This is a genomic window from Salipiger sp. HF18, assembly GCF_011806505.1.
Taxonomy (GTDB): Bacteria; Pseudomonadota; Alphaproteobacteria; order Rhodobacterales; family Rhodobacteraceae; genus Salipiger; species Salipiger thiooxidans.
The window spans coordinates 1-17,358 of the sequence record NZ_JAATOS010000048.1 but is presented as its reverse complement, the minus strand read 5'-3'; the positions used below and the strand labels follow the sequence as shown (position 1 = coordinate 17,358).

Sequence of the window (17,358 nt, the reverse complement as noted above, 5' to 3'; positions counted from 1 at the left end):
CGGCGGCTCCATCCAGCCCTCCCACGCGGGGCCGGAGGCGAGATCCGAGCCCGAGGGCCCCATCGCGGTCACCGACGAGACCCTCAGGAACGAGCCGAAGACCAGCGCCACGGCGAAGGCCAGCAGCGCGACGTAGCGCAGGGCGAAGGGATCGGCCTTGGCAACGCGCAGGTCGGGTTCCACCGCCCTGGCCTCGGCGAGGCGCTTGCGCATCCGCGCCTGGTGCGCCTGCCAGACCGCCTGCGAGCCCGTGTCCGCAGAGCCGATGGCCTGATCGTCGAGCGCCGCCTGGATCGGGTTGCCGCGCATGGTGCCGTCGAGACGGGCCACCGCCTCGGACCGGCGCGGCCAGTGCAGCATCCGCACCCCGCGCCAGGCCGCCCAGCCCACCGCGCCCAGAAGCGCGACGGTCGAGACCCAGACCCATTCGACGGCAACCATGTCCTGCACGCCCAGCATCAACAGCCCCAGCGCCGCGATCAGCAGCGACCAGAGCGGCCAGAAGGCGCGGGTGATGCGCTCCGCCGCCATGCCCCAGAGGGTCAGGCGAAGCGGCCATTTGATGGGGCTCAGGATGTCCGGTCGCGGCTTTCCCGTCTCGGGCATGAAGGTCTCCTGCGGTCGGGGCCGCAGGAGGGATGCCCTACAGCCACTCGGGAAGGCTATCGCGGTTTATGATATCCTCAAAGCTCGGTCTCGGGCGAATGACAGCGAATTGATCATCTTTCACCAGCACTTCGGGGATGAGTGCCCGCGTATTGTACTCGCTCGCCATCACCGCCCCATAGGCGCCAGCCGAGCGGAACGCCACGAGCCCGCCTGCGCGCAGCTCGGGCATCAGCCGCGCCTTGGCGAAGGTGTCGCCGGTCTCGCACACCGGGCCCACGATGTCGTAGGGCTCCTGTTCGCAGCCAGGCTCGGGTTCGACCACGGGGATGATGTCGTGATGGGCGTCATACATCGCAGGTCTTATCAGATCGTTCATGGCGGCATCGAGGATGAGGAAATTCCGGCCCTCGCCCTCTTTCACGTAGATCACCTCGGAGACGAGGATGCCGGCGTTGCCCGCGATCAGGCGGCCCGGCTCGATCTCGATCTCGCAGCCGAGATGGCCGAGTTCGCGCTCGATCAGGCCGCCGTATTCCACCGGCAGGGGCGGCGCCTCGTTGCTGCGGGTGTAGGGAATGCCGAGCCCGCCGCCGAGGTCGAGCCGGCTGATCTCGTGCCCGTCGGCGCGCAGGGCCTCGGTCAGCTCGGCCACCTTGCGGTAGGCCAGCGCGAAGGGGTCGAGCTCGGTCAGCTGCGAGCCGATGTGCACGTCGATGCCCACCACCTTGAGCCCCGGAAGGGCTGCGGCTTCGGCATAGACCTGACGCGCCTTGGCGATGGGGATGCCGAACTTGTTCTCGCTCTTGCCGGTGGCGATCTTGGCGTGGGTCCTGGCGTCCACGTCCGGGTTCACCCGCACGGTGACCGGTGCCACGACACCGAGGGCGGACGCGACCTCGGAGATCGCCCGCATCTCGGGCTCGCTCTCGATGTTGAACTGGCGGATGCCACCTTCGAGCGCGGTTCGGATTTCGTCCCGGGTCTTGCCGACGCCGGAGAAGACGATGCGCTCGCCGGGCACGCCCGCGGCCTTGGCGCGCGCGTATTCGCCGCCCGAGACCACGTCCATGCCGGCGCCCGCGGCGGCCAGCGTCTTGAGGATCGCCTGGTTCGAGGCGGCCTTCATGGCGTAGCAGACGAGGTGCGGGCCCCAGTCCAGCGCCTCGTCGAAGAGCCGGAAATGGCGCAGCAGGGTGGCGGTGGAATAGATGTAGACCGGCGTGCCCACGGCGGCGGCGATCTCGGACACCGGCACGTCCTCGGCATAGAGCTGCCCGTTGCGATAGAGAAAATGATCCATGCCTGGCTCCGAAGTGTGACGGGCTGCCCTTAGCGTAAGGCCGCGCGCCGCGCCACCCCCTGCCTTCGGCCAGGTGGCGCGGTGGCCGGGGGCGCTGCCCCCGTCTCCTTGCGGAGACTCCCCCGGGATATTTTCGGCCATTGGATGCGCAGGGCGTGGCGCAGGTTGTTTCGGGTTCCGGTCAGACCGGTCGGGAGCGCAGCCATAGATAGAGCGGCAACCCGCAGCTCACGCCGATGAAGCAGGTGGCGGGGATCGCCCAGAGCGCGTCCCAGTTGCGGCGCACCGCGACCTCGGCCAGCACCAAGAGCACCGGCCCCAGCGCCGAGTTCGGCAGGTCCCAGGTCAGGCCCGCGACCGCCGGGTTGGCGAACCAGGCGGCGACGAGCCCCGGCAGCGACCAGCCCTCGCGCTGGAACCAGCCGAGGAAATGGACCATCGGGTGCACCGCACCCCAGATCGCAAGCGCGAGCCAGAGGTGCCGGAGGCGGAGGCTCACCGGCTGCTGACCCCGATCTCCGCCGCGCCCGAGATGCGGATGCCCGGCTCGGGCGTCTCGCGCTTCTCGGGAGCGATCGGCTCGCCATCGGCACCACAAGCGACCAGCAGCGCCACCATTCCGAGCGTCAGGATCGTTCTCATGCCAGGATCTCCTTCCAGCGGGCCACCTGTTCGCGCACCCGGACCGGGGCGGTGCCACCGTAGCTCAGGCGGCTCGCGACCGAGTTATGCACACCGAGCACGTCATGGATACCCTCGGTGATCGCGCCGCTGACGGTCTGCATCTCGGCGAGCGTCAGGTCGGGCAGGTCGCAGCCCTTCTTCTCGGCCATGGCGACCAGCGCGCCGGTGACATGGTGCGCCTCGCGGAAGGGCAGCCCGGTCTCGCGCACCAGCCAGTCGGCGAGATCGGTCGCGGTCGAGAAGCCCGCGGCGGCGGCGGCTTCGAGGTTGGCGACGTTGGCGGTCATGTCCATGACCATGCCTTCCATCGCGGCCAGCGCCAGCATCAGGTTGTCGGCGGCGTCGAAGACCTGCTCCTTGTCCTCCTGCATGTCCTTGGAATAGGCCAGCGGCAGGCCCTTCATCACCGTCATCAGCGCCACGTTGGCGCCGAAGATCCGGCCGATCTTGGCGCGGATGAGCTCGGCGGCATCGGGGTTCTTCTTCTGCGGCATGATCGAGGACCCGGTGGAGAACCGGTCCGACAGCGCCACGAAGCGGAACTGGGCCGAGGACCAGATCACCAGCTCTTCGGCGAAGCGCGAGAGGTGCATGGCGCAGATGCTGGCCGTGCTCAGGAACTCGAGCGCGAAGTCGCGGTCGGAGACGGCGTCGAGCGAGTTCGCCGCGGGACGCGCGAAGCCCAGGGCCTCGGCGGTCATGTGGCGGTCGATGGCGAAGCCGGTGCCGGCCAGCGCCGCGGCGCCGAGCGGGCTTTCGTTCATCCGGGCGCGGGCGTCACGGGCGCGGCTCAGGTCGCGGGCGAACATCTCGACATAGGCCATCATGTGGTGGCCCCAGGTCACCGGCTGCGCGGTCTGCAGGTGGGTGAAGCCCGGCATCACCCACTCGGCGCCGGCCTCGGCCTGGTCGACCAGTGCGCGGATCAGCGCCAGCAGCCCGCTCTCGAAGGCGTCGAACTGTTCGCGCACCCAGAGCTTGAAGTCGGTCGCGACCTGGTCGTTGCGCGAGCGGGCGGTGTGCAGACGGCCTGCCGGTTCGCCGACGACCTCCTTCAGCCGCGCCTCCACGTTCATGTGGATGTCCTCGAGCGCTGTCGAAAAGGCGAAGTTCCCGCTTTCGATCTCTGACAGTACCGTGAGCAGACCTTCCCGAATGGTCTCGGCATCGCTATCACTGATGATGCCCGTGGCCGCCAGCATCGCGGCATGGGCCCTCGAGCCGGCGATATCCTGCGCCGCGAGCCGCTTGTCGAAGCCGATGGACGCGTTGATCGCCTCCATGATGGCATCGGGACCTGCGGCGAAGCGGCCGCCCCACATCTGGTTCGAGGACTTGTCGGACATGGTGTTCACTCCGGGAGGGATCATGAGAAAACTGGCGCTCGCGCTCCTCTATACCGCCACCGCGGCGCTTGCAAATCCGGCCCTCGCCGACGTCGCGGCCGCCGACGGGCTGCGCGACGGCGACATGAAGAAGCTGAGCTTCCATTCCGCGCCGAAACCGGCCGGGCAGGCGGCGTTCGCCACCTTCGAGGGTGAGCCTCTGAGCCTGTCCGACTGGAACGGCAAATGGGTGCTGTTGAACTTCTGGGCCACGTGGTGCGCCCCCTGCCGCAAGGAGATGCCGGCGCTCTCGGCTTTGCAGGACGAGCTTGGCGGCGACCGCTTCGAGGTCGTGACCATCGCCACCGGCCGCAACCCGCCGCCCGCGATGACCGAGTTCTTCGCAGAGATCGGCGTCGACAACCTGCCACTGCACCGCGACCCGGGTTCCAAGCTCTCGCGCGAGATGGCGGTGCTGGGGCTGCCGGTCACGGTGATCCTGAACCCCGAGGGTCAGGAGGTGGCGCGGCTGATGGGCGATGCAGAGTGGGATTCCGAGAACGCCCGCGCCGTGCTTTCGGCGCTGATCGGCGGCGAGGGCTGAGGCCCGCCCGGGCCACGGGACACGCCGCAGACGAAAACGCGGGACAGGTTCCCCCTGCCCCGCGTCATTCTTTGCCAGCGTCTGTCCTCGTGCGGTCCCCGGATCGAGCCCTCAACGCAGCGCAGGCATGAGCCACAGCGAGCGGGTCGTTGCCCCGCCCGCGTGGTCCTTGCGCCAGCCGGTCCTGGCTGCACCGAAGCGGTCCGGTTCCGGCGCTCCGGTGGCCACGAGCCCGTCGAGCCCCCATTCCTTCCACGCCGAACCCGGCGCGGTCTCGCGCGTCACCCGCTTGCGGGTTTCGCGAAAGCCATCGGAACGGGCGATGACATAGCTGCTCGCCCCGAGGGGTCGGGCGCAGCGGTGCGACTCGCAGCGCGTGATTCCGCCATCGGCGGACACGCTGCGCACCCTCTCGCCCCGGTCATTGGTGTCGTAGCTGCCGGCGTAGACCGGAGCATCGCCCTTGCCCTCGTAGGTGTCGAACCGGAAGAATCCCGCCGTTCTGCCGCGGGCCGCGTGGCTGAGACCCTCTCCGCGCTCGTCCTCCATCAGCATCAGCGAACCGGGCGCCATGCGCGCGGTCTGCCATGCGATGTCGGCGGATAGAGGCGTAGCGTTCAGCACGGCCAAGATGGCCGCAACACGGGCGCGCATGACGATCGTCTCCGGTTCAGCGGCCCCCACCGCAAGGGGAACTTTGTCGAGAATCTGGCGCGGGACAAGCGCCCCGCCCAATTCCCGCCACAAAGCACTTCATAGCACCGCGGTCGGTGAACAATGCCACCGGCCGCGGGAAGACCGTTTCCGGAAGGGCCGGCAATCCCCCGGCCGCGCCACCGCGACGGGGCGAATCGCCCGGCTACTCGACGATCACCTCGCCCGAGGGTCGCGGGGTGCCTGCGGTCTCGGCGGGCAGCACCGGGTAGACCACCTCGGGCATCTCGCCGGTCAGCGCTCCCAGGAAGGCCACGACGTTGTCGACCTCCTCGTCCGACAGCTCGGCGCCGAGCTGCGAGGTCGCCATGATCTCGACCGCGGTCTTCAGGTCCCAGACCACGCCGGAGTGGAAATAGGGCGCGGTGACCGCAATGTTGCGCAGGGGGGCGGCGCGGAAGACGTATTCGTCGTCCACCGTCTCGGTTACAGCAAAGCGGCCCTTGTCGCCCTCGGGCAGCACCTCGGCGCCGGGTTTCTCGATCAGGCCGAAGGGGTAGTAGTCATGCCCGCCGACGTTGATGCCGTTGTGGCAGGCCACGCAGCCCGCATCCATGAAGGTCTGCAGCCCGGCGAGTTCCGTCCCGGTCATCGCGTCGTCGTTGCCGTTCAGCCAGGCGTCGAAGGGCGCGGGGGTCAGCAGGGTCGCCTCGTAGGCCTCGATGGCCTTGGCGAAGTTGTCGAAACTGACCGGCTCGGCCTCGTCCGGGAAGGAGTCGGTGAACCACGCGACGTATTGCGGCATCGAGGTCAGCGTCGCCACGACGTTGTCCGGCGTGTTGGCCATCTCGACGCCCGCCTGCACCGGCCCCTTGGCCTGCGCCGCGAGGTCCGGCGCCCGGCCGTCCCAGAACTGCGCCGCGTTGAACACCGCGTTCAGCACCGTCGGCGCGTTGCGCGGGCCCTTCTGCCAGCCGTGGCCGATCGAGGTCTCGAGGTTGTCGTCGCCGCCGGTCGCGAGGTTGTGGCACGAGTTGCACGAGAACACGCCCGAGGCCGACATGCGCGGGTCGAAGAACAGCGCCTTGCCGAGGTCGATCTTCTGCGGGGTGATCGGGTTCTCCCTGACCGCGGGAATGGTCGAGGGCAGGGCCGAGAAATACTCGAGCGCGTCGGCACGCAGGTCCTGCGCCGCGACAGACTGGGCGCCGAGGATCACGGCCAGCGCCGTGACCGGTAGCGTTGCTTTGGGGAACATGACGGTCTCCGTTCGTTCCGGAAGGTGGTGTCCGCGAGCTTCCGTTTAGAACGATTATAAACTATCGGAGACTTCACCTTGATCCAGCGCAAGTCAGGCCGTCGAATCCGCGAGTTTATCTCTTTTTAAACAAAGGCATAATGGTCATCTTTAGGAGCTGTCCGCGGCCCCGTCCGGGGTGGCCGAGACCTCGTGCACCTCGATGATATTGCCGTCGGGATCGTAGAAGAAGATCTGCCGCCAGCCCTTCACCGCCGCGTGGCCCCAGTCGGAATAGGGCACGCCCTGCGCCTCGAGATGGGCGCGGAAGGCGTCGAGATCGTCGGTCCGGTAGGCGATGTGGCCGCGCACCAGCGGGTTGACGATCTGGCCGGTCTTGAACCCCGCCATCACGTCCTTTTCCGCGAGGTGCACCTGCACCGCGCCGTCCCAGACGAAGCCCACCTCGCCGCTGTAGCCCTTGCCCTTCTCGAGCGCGGGGATGTCGCGGTCGGTGTCGCTCAGGCACAGCACCCGGCGGTAGAAGTCGGTAATCTCGCCGACCTTCTGGGTCGACAGGTTGATGTGATGCAGGGTGAGTTTCATGCGGTGTCCTCCCGCCGGCAGCCTGCGGCGGAGCGCGCCGCGAGGCAAGCGCGCTCAGCGGCAGTAGGAGCCGCCGCTGCGGTGCCGGGCGGTGTCGAAATGCAGGTGGTCGCGATGATACCCGTCCGAGCCCGGCCCCAGCACCGTGCCGAAGGTGCGGCAGGCGCTGCCGTGCATCCGCTTGAGCGAGGCGCCCTTGGCGCCGCGGCCCCAATCGTGCAAGACGCTGATCTCGGAGCCGTCCTTGAGCCGCACCCCGGCAATGTCGATGGCGCGCCCCTTGCCATGCTCGCTGACCTTGGCGCCGGGCTGGTTGTTGCGGGTCCGGCAGGCGTAATGCGCCGCGACGCGCAGCCCGGCGACACCGCCGCCCTGGCTTCCGACCGCCGGTTTCAGTCCGCTCTCCACCCAGCGCTTGAGGGTCTTGGCGGTGGTGCAGTCCATCACCGCCTGCTGGCTCAGGGAGACGCCCGCGACCGAACGGATCTTCACCGCGTCCTGCACCCCGCAGGCCGGGATCCGGCCCGGCACGTGCCCGACGTGCTGGCCCTGCAATGCCAGATCGCCGCAGACCGCGCCGCGCGCACGCTCCTGCCGCCGGGCCATGGCCTTTTCCACCATCGCCGGCGGGCGCAGCAGCGGCCGCAGCGACAGCGCGATGGCCTGCGGCGAGCGCGCGGCAAAGGCGGTGGCGCGGGCGATGCCCAGCGCGGCATCCTCGGGGACGAAGCCGGGCACGCCGGCGGCGCGCAGCTCGTCGGCGACGTCGCGATGGAAGATTGCCTCGATGCTCGAGGGACGGGCGGCGGGGCGGATCTGCGCTTCGGCGTCCGCCACCATGGGCTTGAGAAGGGTCCTGGTTTCGGCAACAGGCGCGGGCGCCACGGTCTCGACCGCAGCCCGCGGCATCGGGCGCACCGAGCTTTCGGGAGCTGCCGCCATCGCCTGCACCGCAAGCCCTGCCGTCAGCGCCGACGCCCAAACTATCCGCATGCCTGCCCTTTCATCCTGCTCCGGGAAGCGCGTGGCCGCCCGGGATCCGAGTTCGCACCGACCCGGCGAGGATGAGGCCGCGCAGGGCGATTCAGCCTTGTCCCGAACCGCCTTGCTCTTTCCTGATCCGTCCGAAGTCGGGGGCATCGGTGTCCTGCCCCGCCTGGACGATACCACGGCGGATCGCCCGCGTGTGGGTAAAATAGTCGAAAAGCGTGTCCCCGTCGCCGGTGCGGATCGCCCGCTGCAACGCGAAGAGCTCTTCGGTGAAGCGCCCGAGGATCTCGAGCGAGGCTTCCTTGTTGGTCAGGAACACGTCGCGCCACATGGTCGGGTCCGAGGCAGCGATCCGGGTGAAGTCGCGGAAACCGGCGGCCGAGAACTTGATGACCTCCTGGTCCGAGACCCGGCGCAGGTCGTCCGCCACGCCCACCATGGTGTAGGCGATGAGGTGCGGCACGTGGCTCACCACCGCGCAGACAAGGTCGTGATGCTCGACCTCCATGCGCTGGGTGTTGGCGCCCAGCGCCCGCCAATAGGCCTCGAGCCGGTCGGTCGCTTCTTCGCGCGCACCGTCGGGCACGATCAGGCACCAGCGGTTGTCGAAGAGCGAGGCGAAGCCGGATTCGGGGCCGGAATGCTCGGTCCCCGCCATCGGGTGGGCGGGGACGAAATCAACGCCCTCGGGGATGTGCGGACCCACCGCCTCGATCACGGCCTTCTTCACCGAACCCACGTCGGTCACGGTGCAGCCCGGCTTCAGATAGGGCGCGATGGCCTCGGCCACCCGGCCCATGGCGCCCACCGGAACGGCGAGCACCACGAGATCGGCATCCTTCACCGCCTCTTCGGCGCTGTCGCAGACCGTGTCGCACAAGCCGATGCGGCGGGCGGTCTCGCGGGTTTCCTCGCTGCGGGCATAGCCCGTGACGTGCGCGTCCATCCCGGCGCGACGCATGGCCCAGAACATCGAGGAGGCGATGAGCCCGAGCCCGATCAGCGCGACACGGCGGTAGGTCATCGCTCGCCCGCCTTGAACAGGCCGATGCAATGCGCCACGCGGCGGCACGATGCCTCGTCGCCCACGGTGATGCGCAGCGCCGCCGGCAGCCCGTAGCCGGTCACCCGGCGCACGATGATGCCCTGCTTCTGGAGATACGCGTCGCAGGCCCCGGCCTCGTCGGCGCTGGCGAAACGCGCCAGCACGAAGTTGGCGGTCGAGGCATCCGACGGCACGCCATGCTCGGCCAGCGCCTCGGCCAGCCAGGCGCGCAGGCGGGTGTTGTCCTCGCGGCTCTTCTCGACGTGGGCGGTGTCGCGCAGCGCCGCCTCGGCGGCCACCAGCGCGACGTTCGACAGGTTGAACGGCTGCCGGACCCGGTTCAGCACGTCGATGATCTCCTGCGGACCATAGCCCCAGCCGACGCGCATCCCGCCAAGCCCGTAGAGCTTGGAGAAGGTACGGGTCATGAAGACGTTGCCGCGCGCCTCGACGAGACGCGCGCCGCCGTCATAGCCCTCGACGTATTCGGCGTAGGCGCCATCGAGCACCAGGATCGCCTGCGGCGGCAGGTTCTCGGCCAGCCGCTCGATCTCGGCGAGGCCGATCATGGTGCCGGTCGGGTTGTTGGGGTTGGCGATGAACACCAGCCGCGTGCGCTCGTTGCAGGCCGCGAGGATGTTGTCGACGCTGACCACGCGCTCGGTCTCGGCGACCTCGACCGGCGTCGCTCCGACCGCGCGGGCGAGGATCTCGTACATCGCGAAGCCGTGCTCGGTGTGGATCACCTCGTCGCCCGGGCCGGCATAGGCTTGGGCGAGGAACTGCAGCACCTCGTCGGAGCCGACGCCGAGGATGATGCGCTCGGCCTCGAGCCCGTGCACCTCGGCAATCGCCTGGCGCAGCTCGGCATGGTCGGTGGAGGGGTAACGATGCATCTCGTGCACGACACGGCGGACTGCCTCTTGCGCCGCCGGAGACGGGCCGAACGGGTTCTCGTTCGAGCTGAGCTTGATGACGTTGGAAACGCCCTCGACGCGCGACTTGCCGCCGACGTAAAGGGCGATGTCCATGATGCCGGGCCGCGGTTCGATGCCAGCCATGTTACCACCTTCAAAATAACGTGCCGCGCCCTTCTAGAGCGTTTCGGGAACCACCCGCAACACCATGTGTCGCTTTCGACGCACGACCAATGGGCGAGATGTCGGAAAGCGATACAAGTTATTGCGAATTTTCCGGGGCGCGGGGGCTGCTCTTTCGACAGGCGTCCAGCGCCGCCCGTTCCGGCGCGCATGGCGCAGGGGATGCCCCGCACCATGCCACGGCGTTCAGGTGGCGAGCACGTTGCGGAACGCCCAGGGCTCGTTCTCGTCGATGTCCTCGGGGAAATGCTCCCAGCGGTCCTGCAGCGGGGTCCAGTCGGTGTAATGCGCCTCGACCGGGCCGAGGTAGGGCGTCTGCACCTCGAGGCAGCGGGCGTGGTCCATCTCGTCGGTCTCGACGATGCCGGCCTGCGGGTTCTCGATCGCCCAGACCATGCCCGCGAGCACCGCGCTGGTGACCTGCATGCCGGTGGCGTTCTGGTAGGGCGCGAGGTCGCGGGTCTCGTCGTTGGACAGGCGCGAACCGTACCAGAGCGCGTTCTTCTCGTGCCCGTAGAGCAGCACGCCAAGCTCGTCGATGCCCTCGACGATCTCGTCCACGTCGAGGATGTGGTGCTTCTCCTGCTGGCGGCCCGAGCCGAACATCTCGTGCAGCGACAGCACCGCGTCGTCGGACGGGTGGTAGGCGTAGTGGCAGGTCGGCCGGAAATCGGGCGCGTCCCTGTCGCCGACGGTGTAGTAGTCCGAGATCGAGATCGCCTCGTTGTGGGTCACGAGGAAGCCGAACTGCGGGCCGGGCGTCGGGCACCACGTGTGCACGCGGGTGATGGCGCCGGGACGCTCGATCCAGATGCCCGCCTTGCAGCCGGTGTCGTGGCTGTGGCCGTTTTCGGGGAACCACGGTTCGTGCGTGCCCCAGCCAAGCTCGGCGGGCTGGAAGCCCTCGGCGATGAAGCCCTCGACCGACCAGGTGTTGACGAAGACGCCGCGCGGCCGCGGCTGGCGGCGGGCCTGGGTGTCGCGCTCGGCGATGTGCACGCCCTGCACGCCGAGGCTCTGCATCAGCTTGCCCCAACCGGCGCGGTCGCTGGGCGTGTCGACGCTGCGTCCGGTGTCGCGCGCGAGAGTCAGCAGCGCTTCCTTGACGAACCAGCTCACCATGCCCGGGTTGGCGCCGCAGCAGCTGACCGCGGTGGTGCCGCCGGGGTTCGCCGCCTTCTCGTCGCGCACCTTCTGGCGCAGCGCGTAGTTGGTGCGCTCGGCGTTGTTCTCGGTGTCGAAGTAGAAACCGGCCCAGGGCTCGACCACGGTGTCGATGTAGAGCACCCCGATCTCGCGGCAGAATTTCATGATGTCGAGCGACGAGGTATCGACCGAGAGGTTGACGCAGAAGCCCTTGCCCTCGGAAAACAGCCCGCCCAGCACCTCGCGGTAATTCTCGGGCGTGAGCCGGGTGGTCACGTGGTTGATCTTGTGCTGCCGCAGGAAGTTGGTCTGCCTCGGGTCGGGCTCGATCACCGTGAACTTGTGGGCGTCATAGTCGAAGTGCCGTTCGATCAGCGGCCAGGTCCCCTTGCCGATCGACCCGAAGCCGATCATGACGATGGGCCCGTCGATGCGTCCGTAGACCGGGTATTCCTCTGCCATGCGTGCCGTCCTTCTGATGTACGGGAGCTGCCTGTGGGTCAGCGCCAACCGGGTTGCAACAGGCGAGACTTAGTGCCCCGCGCGCTTCAGACGACGACGTCGCGCCGCTCCTGCTCGCCGACGCGGAACACCCGCTTGTAGCGCTCGATCTCGGCGGCGGGGCCCATCGCCTTGTTGGGGTTGTCCGAGAGCTTCACCGTCGGGTGGCCATCGGCGCTCACCGCCTTGCAGACAAGGCTGAACGGCGCCAGCCGGTCGTCGGGGGTGAGCCCGCGGAAATCGTTGGTGAGCAGCGTGCCCCAGCCGAACGAGACCCGCACCCGGCCCTGGAACTTGCGGTAGAGCTCGAGGATCTTCTCCACATCGAGCCCGTCCGAGAAGATCACCAGCTTCCGGGTCGGATCCTCGCCGCGCGCCTTCCACCAGGCGATGGCCGCCTCGGCGCCCTGCTCGGGCGCGCCGCTGTCGATGCGGATGCCGGTCCAGCCGGCGAGCCAGTCGGGGGCGCGCTCGAGAAAGCCCTCGGTGCCGTAGGTGTCGGGCAGGATGATGCGCAGGTTGCCCTCGTGCTCCTGGTGCCAGTCGGCGAGCACGTCATAGGGCGCGCGGGCCAGCGCCGCGTCATCCTGCGCCAGCGCGGCGTAGACCATGGGCAGCTCGTGGGCATTGGTGCCGATGGCCTCGAGATCCCGGTTCTTGGCGATGAGGCAGTTCGAGGTGCCGGTGAAGTTCTCGCCCAGCCCCTCGGTCATCGCCTGCACGCACCAGTCCTGCCACAGGAAGCTGTGTCGCCGCCGCGTGCCGAAATCGGCGATCTTCACCCCGGGCTGCTCGCGCAGGCGCTCGATCTTCTCCCAAAGCTTGGTGGCGGCGCGCGCGTAGAGCACCTGCAGCTCGAACTTCTTCATGTCGTTGAGCACGGCGCGGCTGCGCAGCTCCATCAGCACCGCGAGCGCCGGGATCTCCCACAGCATGACCTCGGGCCAGGAGCCTTCGAAGGTCAGCTCGTACTGGTCGCCGACGCGTTCGAGGAAATAGGGCGGCAGGCGCAGGTTCTCGAACCACTCCATGAAGTCCGAGCGGAACATCTGGCGCTTGCCGTAGAAGGTGTTGCCGCGCAGCCAGGTGCTTTCGCCCCGGGTCAGCGACAGCGACCGGATGTGGTCGAGCTGTTCGCGCAGCTCGCCCTCGTCGATGAGCTTGGCGAGCGGGACGTGCTTGGAGCGGTTGATGAGGCTGAAGGTCACCTTCACGTCGCGCCGGTTGTGAAAGACCGACTGACACATCAGCAGCTTGTAGAAGTCGGTATCGATCAGCGAGCGGACGATCGGATCGATCTTCCACTTGTGGTTCCAGACTCTGGTGGCGATTTCCACTGCGAGGCCTCATCCGAAGGGGTCGAGCCCCCTGATACGGCATCCTGCGCCGGAGGGCCAAGGGCTTTCTCCCCCGTCCAGTGCCGTTGCGCCCGTGCAAGTGCCGCCAGCAGCGCGCTTTTCCGCAGCGGCTTGCCAAGAAAGTCGTCCATCCCGGTGGCGAGGCAGGCCTCGCGGTCGCTGTCGAAGGCATTGGCGGTGAGCGCGATGATCCACGGCTGCGGCTGGTCCGAGGCGCGGATGGCGCGGGTGGCCGCGAGCCCGTCGAGCACCGGCATCGACATGTCCATCAGCACCACGTCGGGCTGGTCGATGCGCACCCGCTCGACCGCGTCGCGGCCGTTGAGCGCCTCGGTGATGGTGATCATGTGCCCTTCGAGGAAGCGCTTCACCAGCAGCCGGTTGGTGCCGTTGTCCTCGGCCAGCAGAAGGCGGAACGGCAGCAGCTGCTCGTCCGGCGGGATCCGGACATTGGGCGCCGCGGGCTCGGCTCCGGCCTTCGCCAGCCGCAGCGTCAGCTCGAAACAGGCGCCTGGGCCACGGCCCTCGACCAGCCGCAGCCCGCCGCCCATGCGGACCGCCAGCTCGCGCGAGATGGCGAGCCCGAGCCCGGTGCCGCCGAATCGCCGGGTGGTCTCGGCATCGGCCTGCTCGAACTGGTCGAAGATGCGCTCGGCACGGTCGGGCGCCACGCCGATGCCACTGTCCTGCACGGTCACGGTCAGCGCCACGCCGGCATCGTCGCCCTCGACCCGCGTGGTCAGCGTCACCCCTCCGGTCGCGGTGAACTTCACCGCGTTGCCCAGCAGGTTGATGAGGATCTGCCGCAGCCGCCCGCTGTCGCCGAGCACGCTGTCGGGCAGCGGTCGCTCGTGGCAGATATCGAGGAACAGCCCCTTCTCGAGCGCCTGCGGCCGCAGGATGCCGGCGGCGTCGCGGATGCAGGCAGCAAGCGAGAAGGGCTCCGCCACGATGGCGAACTTGTCCGCCTCGAGCTTCGAGTAGTCGAGAATGTCGTTGATGATCTTCAGCAGTGCCTCGGCCGAGGTCCGGATCGTCGCGACGTAGAGCTGCTGGTCCTCGGACAGCGCCCCGTCGGAGAGCAGGTCCGCCATGCCGATGATGCCGTTCATCGGCGTGCGGATCTCGTGGCTCATGGTGGCGAGGAAGGCGGCCTTGGCGCGGGCGCCGGATTCCGCCCGCTCCTTGGCGTCCGCAAGCTCGATCGCGCGCAGCCGCGCGTCGGTGATGTCGCGCTCGGTCACGATGACCTTCTCGACGGTGCCGCTGGCGTCGAGCATCGGCGCGAACACCGCCTCGACCCAGATCTGGCGACCGTCCTTGGTATAGTTGAGGATCTCTATGCGCAGCGGCTCGCCGGCGAGAGCGCTGCGCGAGATCTCGGTCAGCGCCTCGAGATCGCTGTCGGGCCCGGCGAGCACCTCGACCGGGGTGCGGCCCATGACCTCGTCGGCGTGGAAGCCCTTCATCCGGGTGAAGCCCTCGTTCACCCAGATGATGCGCAAGGCGTTGTCGAGCAGCATGAAGGAATCGTTGGCGTGCCGCGCCACGAGCGCCAGCTGCCGCGCCTCGGCCTGCGACTCGCGCAGGTCGCTGTTGGCGCGCTCCAGCGCCTCCTGCCCGACCAGCAGGCGGCGGCTGTCCTCGGTGCGGCGACGCTCGGCGCGGTCGACGAAGCGCAGGAAGACGAAGGCGATGAAGCCGAGCATCGCCAGACCGAAGGCGTTGTAGATCAGCCCCTCGACGCTTTCGTCGAACATCTCCTCGAGCGCGTAGCCCGCGACGCCGGTGACCGCAAAGATCGCGATGCGGATATTGGCGGCCTGCGGGTGGTAGCGCCGCACCACGCCCGCGTTCAGCACCGCCGCCAGGAGGAAGGCAAAGCTGAAGAGCGACGCCTCGCCCTCCAACGCGGTGCCCTGCGCGACCAGCACCGTCGCCGCGACGGTGAGACCCTGGATCCCGGCGGTGAAGCTGGTGAGCGCGAGCAGCCGGTGCACCGGGATCCCGCGCGCCAGCAGTGCCGGCACCCTTGCGAGCAGCGCGCAGTCCACAAGTTCGCCGCCAATGGCGAGCACCGTCACCAGCAGCGCCGCCCTGGGCGACACCAGCAGCCACAGCGCGATTGCCCCGCTCACCGTCGCGATCTGCCGCGCCGCGAAATGCCGGACCCGGCCGCGCGCATAGCGACGCAGCAGCCCCTCGGGACTGTTGCGCACCTCGAACGCGGCGAGGGACGGATTTTCCTCTGCGTGGCTTTCGGCCATGAGCGGACCCCGAGAAGTTGGCCCGGCCCTTGTAGCGCGCTGATGGTTAAGAAATGCGCAAGCCCGGCGCCTAGGCCAGCGTAACGCCCGCCGCCGCCATCGCCGCCTGCGCCGCCGCCTGCGATCCGTCGAGGTCGATGCCACGGCAGGCGCCCTCGCGCACGGTGACGTCAAAGCCCAGCCGGGCCGCATCCAGCGCCGAGTACTGCACGCAGAAATCCAGCGCGAGCCCGACCATGGTCAGCGTGTCGATGCCGCGGCTGCGCAGGTAGCCCTCGAGCCCGGTGGGGGTGCTGCGATCGTTCTCGAAGAAGGCGGAATAGCTGTCGATGGCGGGCCGGAAGCCCTTGCGGATCACCAGATCGGCGCGGTCGGTGTCGAGCCGGGGGTGGAAGGCGGCCCCGGCGCTGCCCTGCACGCAATGCACAGGCCAGAGCACCTGCGGCCCGTAAGGCATCTCGGTCATTTCGTAGGGCGCCTTGCCGGGATGGTTGGCGGCGAAGGAGGAATGCTCTGCCGGGTGCCAGTCCTGGGTCAGGATGACGGCGTCGAACTCCGCCATCATCGCGTTGACCGGGCCGACGATCTCGTCGCCGCCCGCCACCGCGAGCGCGCCGCCCGGGCAGAAATCCACCTGCAGGTCGATGACGATCAGCGCATGCATCGGCGCGGTTCCCTCAATACGGCGTCGGGAGCGCCCCCGCGGACAGGGGGCGCCCGGGGGTCACTCCGCGGCGCGGCGCGCGGAGGGCGCGTCGGGCCAGGCGCCCGGGTCGACGTCGAGGTCGGGGAAGTCGGCCGGATCGAAGATCGGCTTGGCGACGCCCCGCCTGATCTGGTCGCGGAAATCGCGGATCAGCCGTTGCGCGATCGGGAAGAGCATCATCAGCGCCAGCAGGTTCACGATGGCGAGGATGCCCATCATCGGGTCCGAGAACGAGAACACCACCGTCGCCCCGGGCGCGGTCGCGCCGAGGAAGACGATGCCGATGATCGCGATGCGCAGCACCAGCAGCGCGACGGGCTTCTCGGTCATGAAGGTCAGCGCGTTCTCGCCGAGGTAGTAGTTGTACATGATCGAGCTGAACGAGAAGAGCAGAATGGCGAAGGTCAGGAAGTACTGCGCCCAGGTGCCGACATGGTTGACCATGCTCTGCTGGGTCAGCGCCACGCCGTCGATGCCCTCGGCCCCCGGCTGGTAGACGTCGCCCAGCAGGATGACGAAGGCGGTGCAGGAGCAGATGACGATGGTGTCGATGAAGACCGAGAAGCTCTGGGTGATACCTTGGCTCACCGGGTGCAGGTTGTAGGCGGTGGCGGCGACGTTGGGCGCCGAGCCGAGCCCGGCCTCGTTCGAGAAGAGCCCGCGCCGCAGCCCGTTGGCGATGGCCGCCCCCATGCCACCGGCAACCGCCTCGCGGAAACCGAAGGCGTTGGCGACGATATCCCAGATCACGCCGGGCAGGCTGGTGATGTTCAGCAGGATGATGATCAGCGCCATGCCGATGTAGCCGATGGCCATGACCGGGATGATCACGTCCGCGGCCTTGGCGATGCGGTGGATGCCGCCGAAGACGATGATCCCGGTTAGCACCGCGAGCAGCGCGCCGGTGGCGACACGCGGGATGCCCATGCTGTCCTGCGCCGCACCCGCGACGGTGTTGCCCTGGAAGGCGTTGAAGCCGATGGCGAAGGAGGCGATCAGGCAGACCGCGTAGATGATCGCAAGCCAGCGGTAGTTCTCGCCCAGCCCGTGGATGATCGACCGTGCGGGACCACCGCGGTAGTCGCCCGCGGCGCTGGTGCGCTTGTATGCCTGCGCCAGCGTGGCCTCGATCAGCCCCGAGCACATGCCCACCAGCGCGATCGCCCACATCCAGAACACAGCGCCCGGGCCGCCGGCGGTGATCGCCACGGCGACGCCCGCGATGT

At 68.6% G+C, this 17,358-nt stretch carries 17 protein-coding genes; 1 reads left to right on the top strand and 16 read right to left on the bottom strand.

Features of this window, described 5'->3' with window-relative positions:
* The 5 genes from HC022_RS07390 to argH form a co-directional block, all read right to left on the bottom strand.
* Positions 1-606: DUF4175 family protein (locus HC022_RS07390; RefSeq protein WP_167451980.1), on the bottom strand; the 606-nt coding region annotated here is incomplete at its 3' end.
* 37 nt (positions 607-643) lie between these two features.
* Complete coding sequence (lysA, locus tag HC022_RS07385) at positions 644-1,909, bottom strand: diaminopimelate decarboxylase (protein WP_167451979.1); 1,266 nt, start codon at positions 1,907-1,909, stop codon at positions 644-646.
* Positions 1,910-2,090: 181 nt separating this feature from the next.
* Positions 2,091-2,408, bottom strand: a complete 318-nt coding sequence (locus HC022_RS07380; protein WP_167451978.1) for a DUF2834 domain-containing protein — start codon at positions 2,406-2,408, stop codon at positions 2,091-2,093.
* The gene (locus HC022_RS07375; RefSeq protein WP_167451977.1) at positions 2,405-2,551 is read right to left on the bottom strand and encodes an argininosuccinate lyase; all 147 of its coding nucleotides are present in this window, start codon (positions 2,549-2,551) and stop codon (positions 2,405-2,407) included. Before HC022_RS07375 ends, HC022_RS07380 begins: the two co-directional genes overlap by 4 nt.
* Complete coding sequence (argH, locus tag HC022_RS07370) at positions 2,548-3,939, bottom strand: argininosuccinate lyase (protein ID WP_167451976.1); 1,392 nt, start codon at positions 3,937-3,939, stop codon at positions 2,548-2,550. The genes HC022_RS07375 and argH overlap by 4 nt, the downstream gene beginning before the upstream one ends.
* 22 nt (positions 3,940-3,961) lie before the next feature.
* Between argH and HC022_RS07365 the strand changes: the two genes are divergently transcribed.
* Positions 3,962-4,522 carry a TlpA disulfide reductase family protein gene (locus HC022_RS07365; protein ID WP_167451975.1) on the top strand — a complete coding sequence of 187 codons (561 nt, stop codon included), beginning with the start codon at positions 3,962-3,964 and terminating at the stop codon, positions 4,520-4,522.
* A gap of 111 nt (positions 4,523-4,633) precedes the next feature.
* Here the strand turns inward: HC022_RS07365 and HC022_RS07360 are convergent, their stop codons facing one another.
* From HC022_RS07360 to HC022_RS07310, 11 genes are all read right to left on the bottom strand, one after another.
* Positions 4,634-5,176 carry a hypothetical protein gene (locus HC022_RS07360; protein ID WP_167451974.1) on the bottom strand — a complete coding sequence of 181 codons (543 nt, stop codon included), beginning with the start codon at positions 5,174-5,176 and terminating at the stop codon, positions 4,634-4,636.
* 205 nt (positions 5,177-5,381) lie between these two features.
* Positions 5,382-6,434 (bottom strand): cytochrome-c peroxidase, encoded by a 1,053-nt coding sequence (locus tag HC022_RS07355; protein ID WP_167451973.1) that lies wholly within the window; start codon positions 6,432-6,434, stop codon positions 5,382-5,384.
* A gap of 150 nt (positions 6,435-6,584) precedes the next feature.
* The gene (locus HC022_RS07350; RefSeq protein ID WP_167451972.1) at positions 6,585-7,019 is read right to left on the bottom strand and encodes a VOC family protein; all 435 of its coding nucleotides are present in this window, start codon (positions 7,017-7,019) and stop codon (positions 6,585-6,587) included.
* Positions 7,020-7,073: 54 nt separating this feature from the next.
* On the bottom strand, positions 7,074-8,012 hold the full coding sequence (locus HC022_RS07345; protein ID WP_167451971.1) for an extensin family protein: 939 nt from the start codon (positions 8,010-8,012) through the stop codon (positions 7,074-7,076).
* A gap of 91 nt (positions 8,013-8,103) precedes the next feature.
* Positions 8,104-9,033, bottom strand: a complete 930-nt coding sequence (locus HC022_RS07340) for a prephenate/arogenate dehydrogenase family protein (protein ID WP_089956540.1) — start codon at positions 9,031-9,033, stop codon at positions 8,104-8,106.
* The gene (hisC, locus tag HC022_RS07335) at positions 9,030-10,115 is read right to left on the bottom strand and encodes a histidinol-phosphate transaminase (RefSeq protein WP_008886589.1); all 1,086 of its coding nucleotides are present in this window, start codon (positions 10,113-10,115) and stop codon (positions 9,030-9,032) included. The genes HC022_RS07340 and hisC overlap by 4 nt, the downstream gene beginning before the upstream one ends.
* 225 nt (positions 10,116-10,340) lie before the next feature.
* Entirely contained in the window at positions 10,341-11,762 is a 1,422-nt protein-coding gene (locus HC022_RS07330) for a homospermidine synthase (protein WP_167451970.1), read from the bottom strand.
* 86 nt (positions 11,763-11,848) lie between these two features.
* Positions 11,849-13,138, bottom strand: a complete 1,290-nt coding sequence (gene pncB / locus HC022_RS07325; RefSeq protein ID WP_089956532.1) for a nicotinate phosphoribosyltransferase — start codon at positions 13,136-13,138, stop codon at positions 11,849-11,851.
* The gene (locus tag HC022_RS07320; RefSeq protein WP_167451969.1) at positions 13,075-15,426 is read right to left on the bottom strand and encodes a PAS domain-containing hybrid sensor histidine kinase/response regulator; all 2,352 of its coding nucleotides are present in this window, start codon (positions 15,424-15,426) and stop codon (positions 13,075-13,077) included. The genes pncB and HC022_RS07320 overlap by 64 nt, the downstream gene beginning before the upstream one ends.
* A 70-nt stretch (positions 15,427-15,496) precedes the next feature.
* Positions 15,497-16,090 (bottom strand): bifunctional nicotinamidase/pyrazinamidase, encoded by a 594-nt coding sequence (gene pncA, locus HC022_RS07315; protein ID WP_089956526.1) that lies wholly within the window; start codon positions 16,088-16,090, stop codon positions 15,497-15,499.
* A gap of 60 nt (positions 16,091-16,150) precedes the next feature.
* The coding region (locus HC022_RS07310) for an alanine/glycine:cation symporter family protein (RefSeq protein ID WP_167451968.1) at positions 16,151-17,358 on the bottom strand (1,208 nt) is incomplete at its 5' end.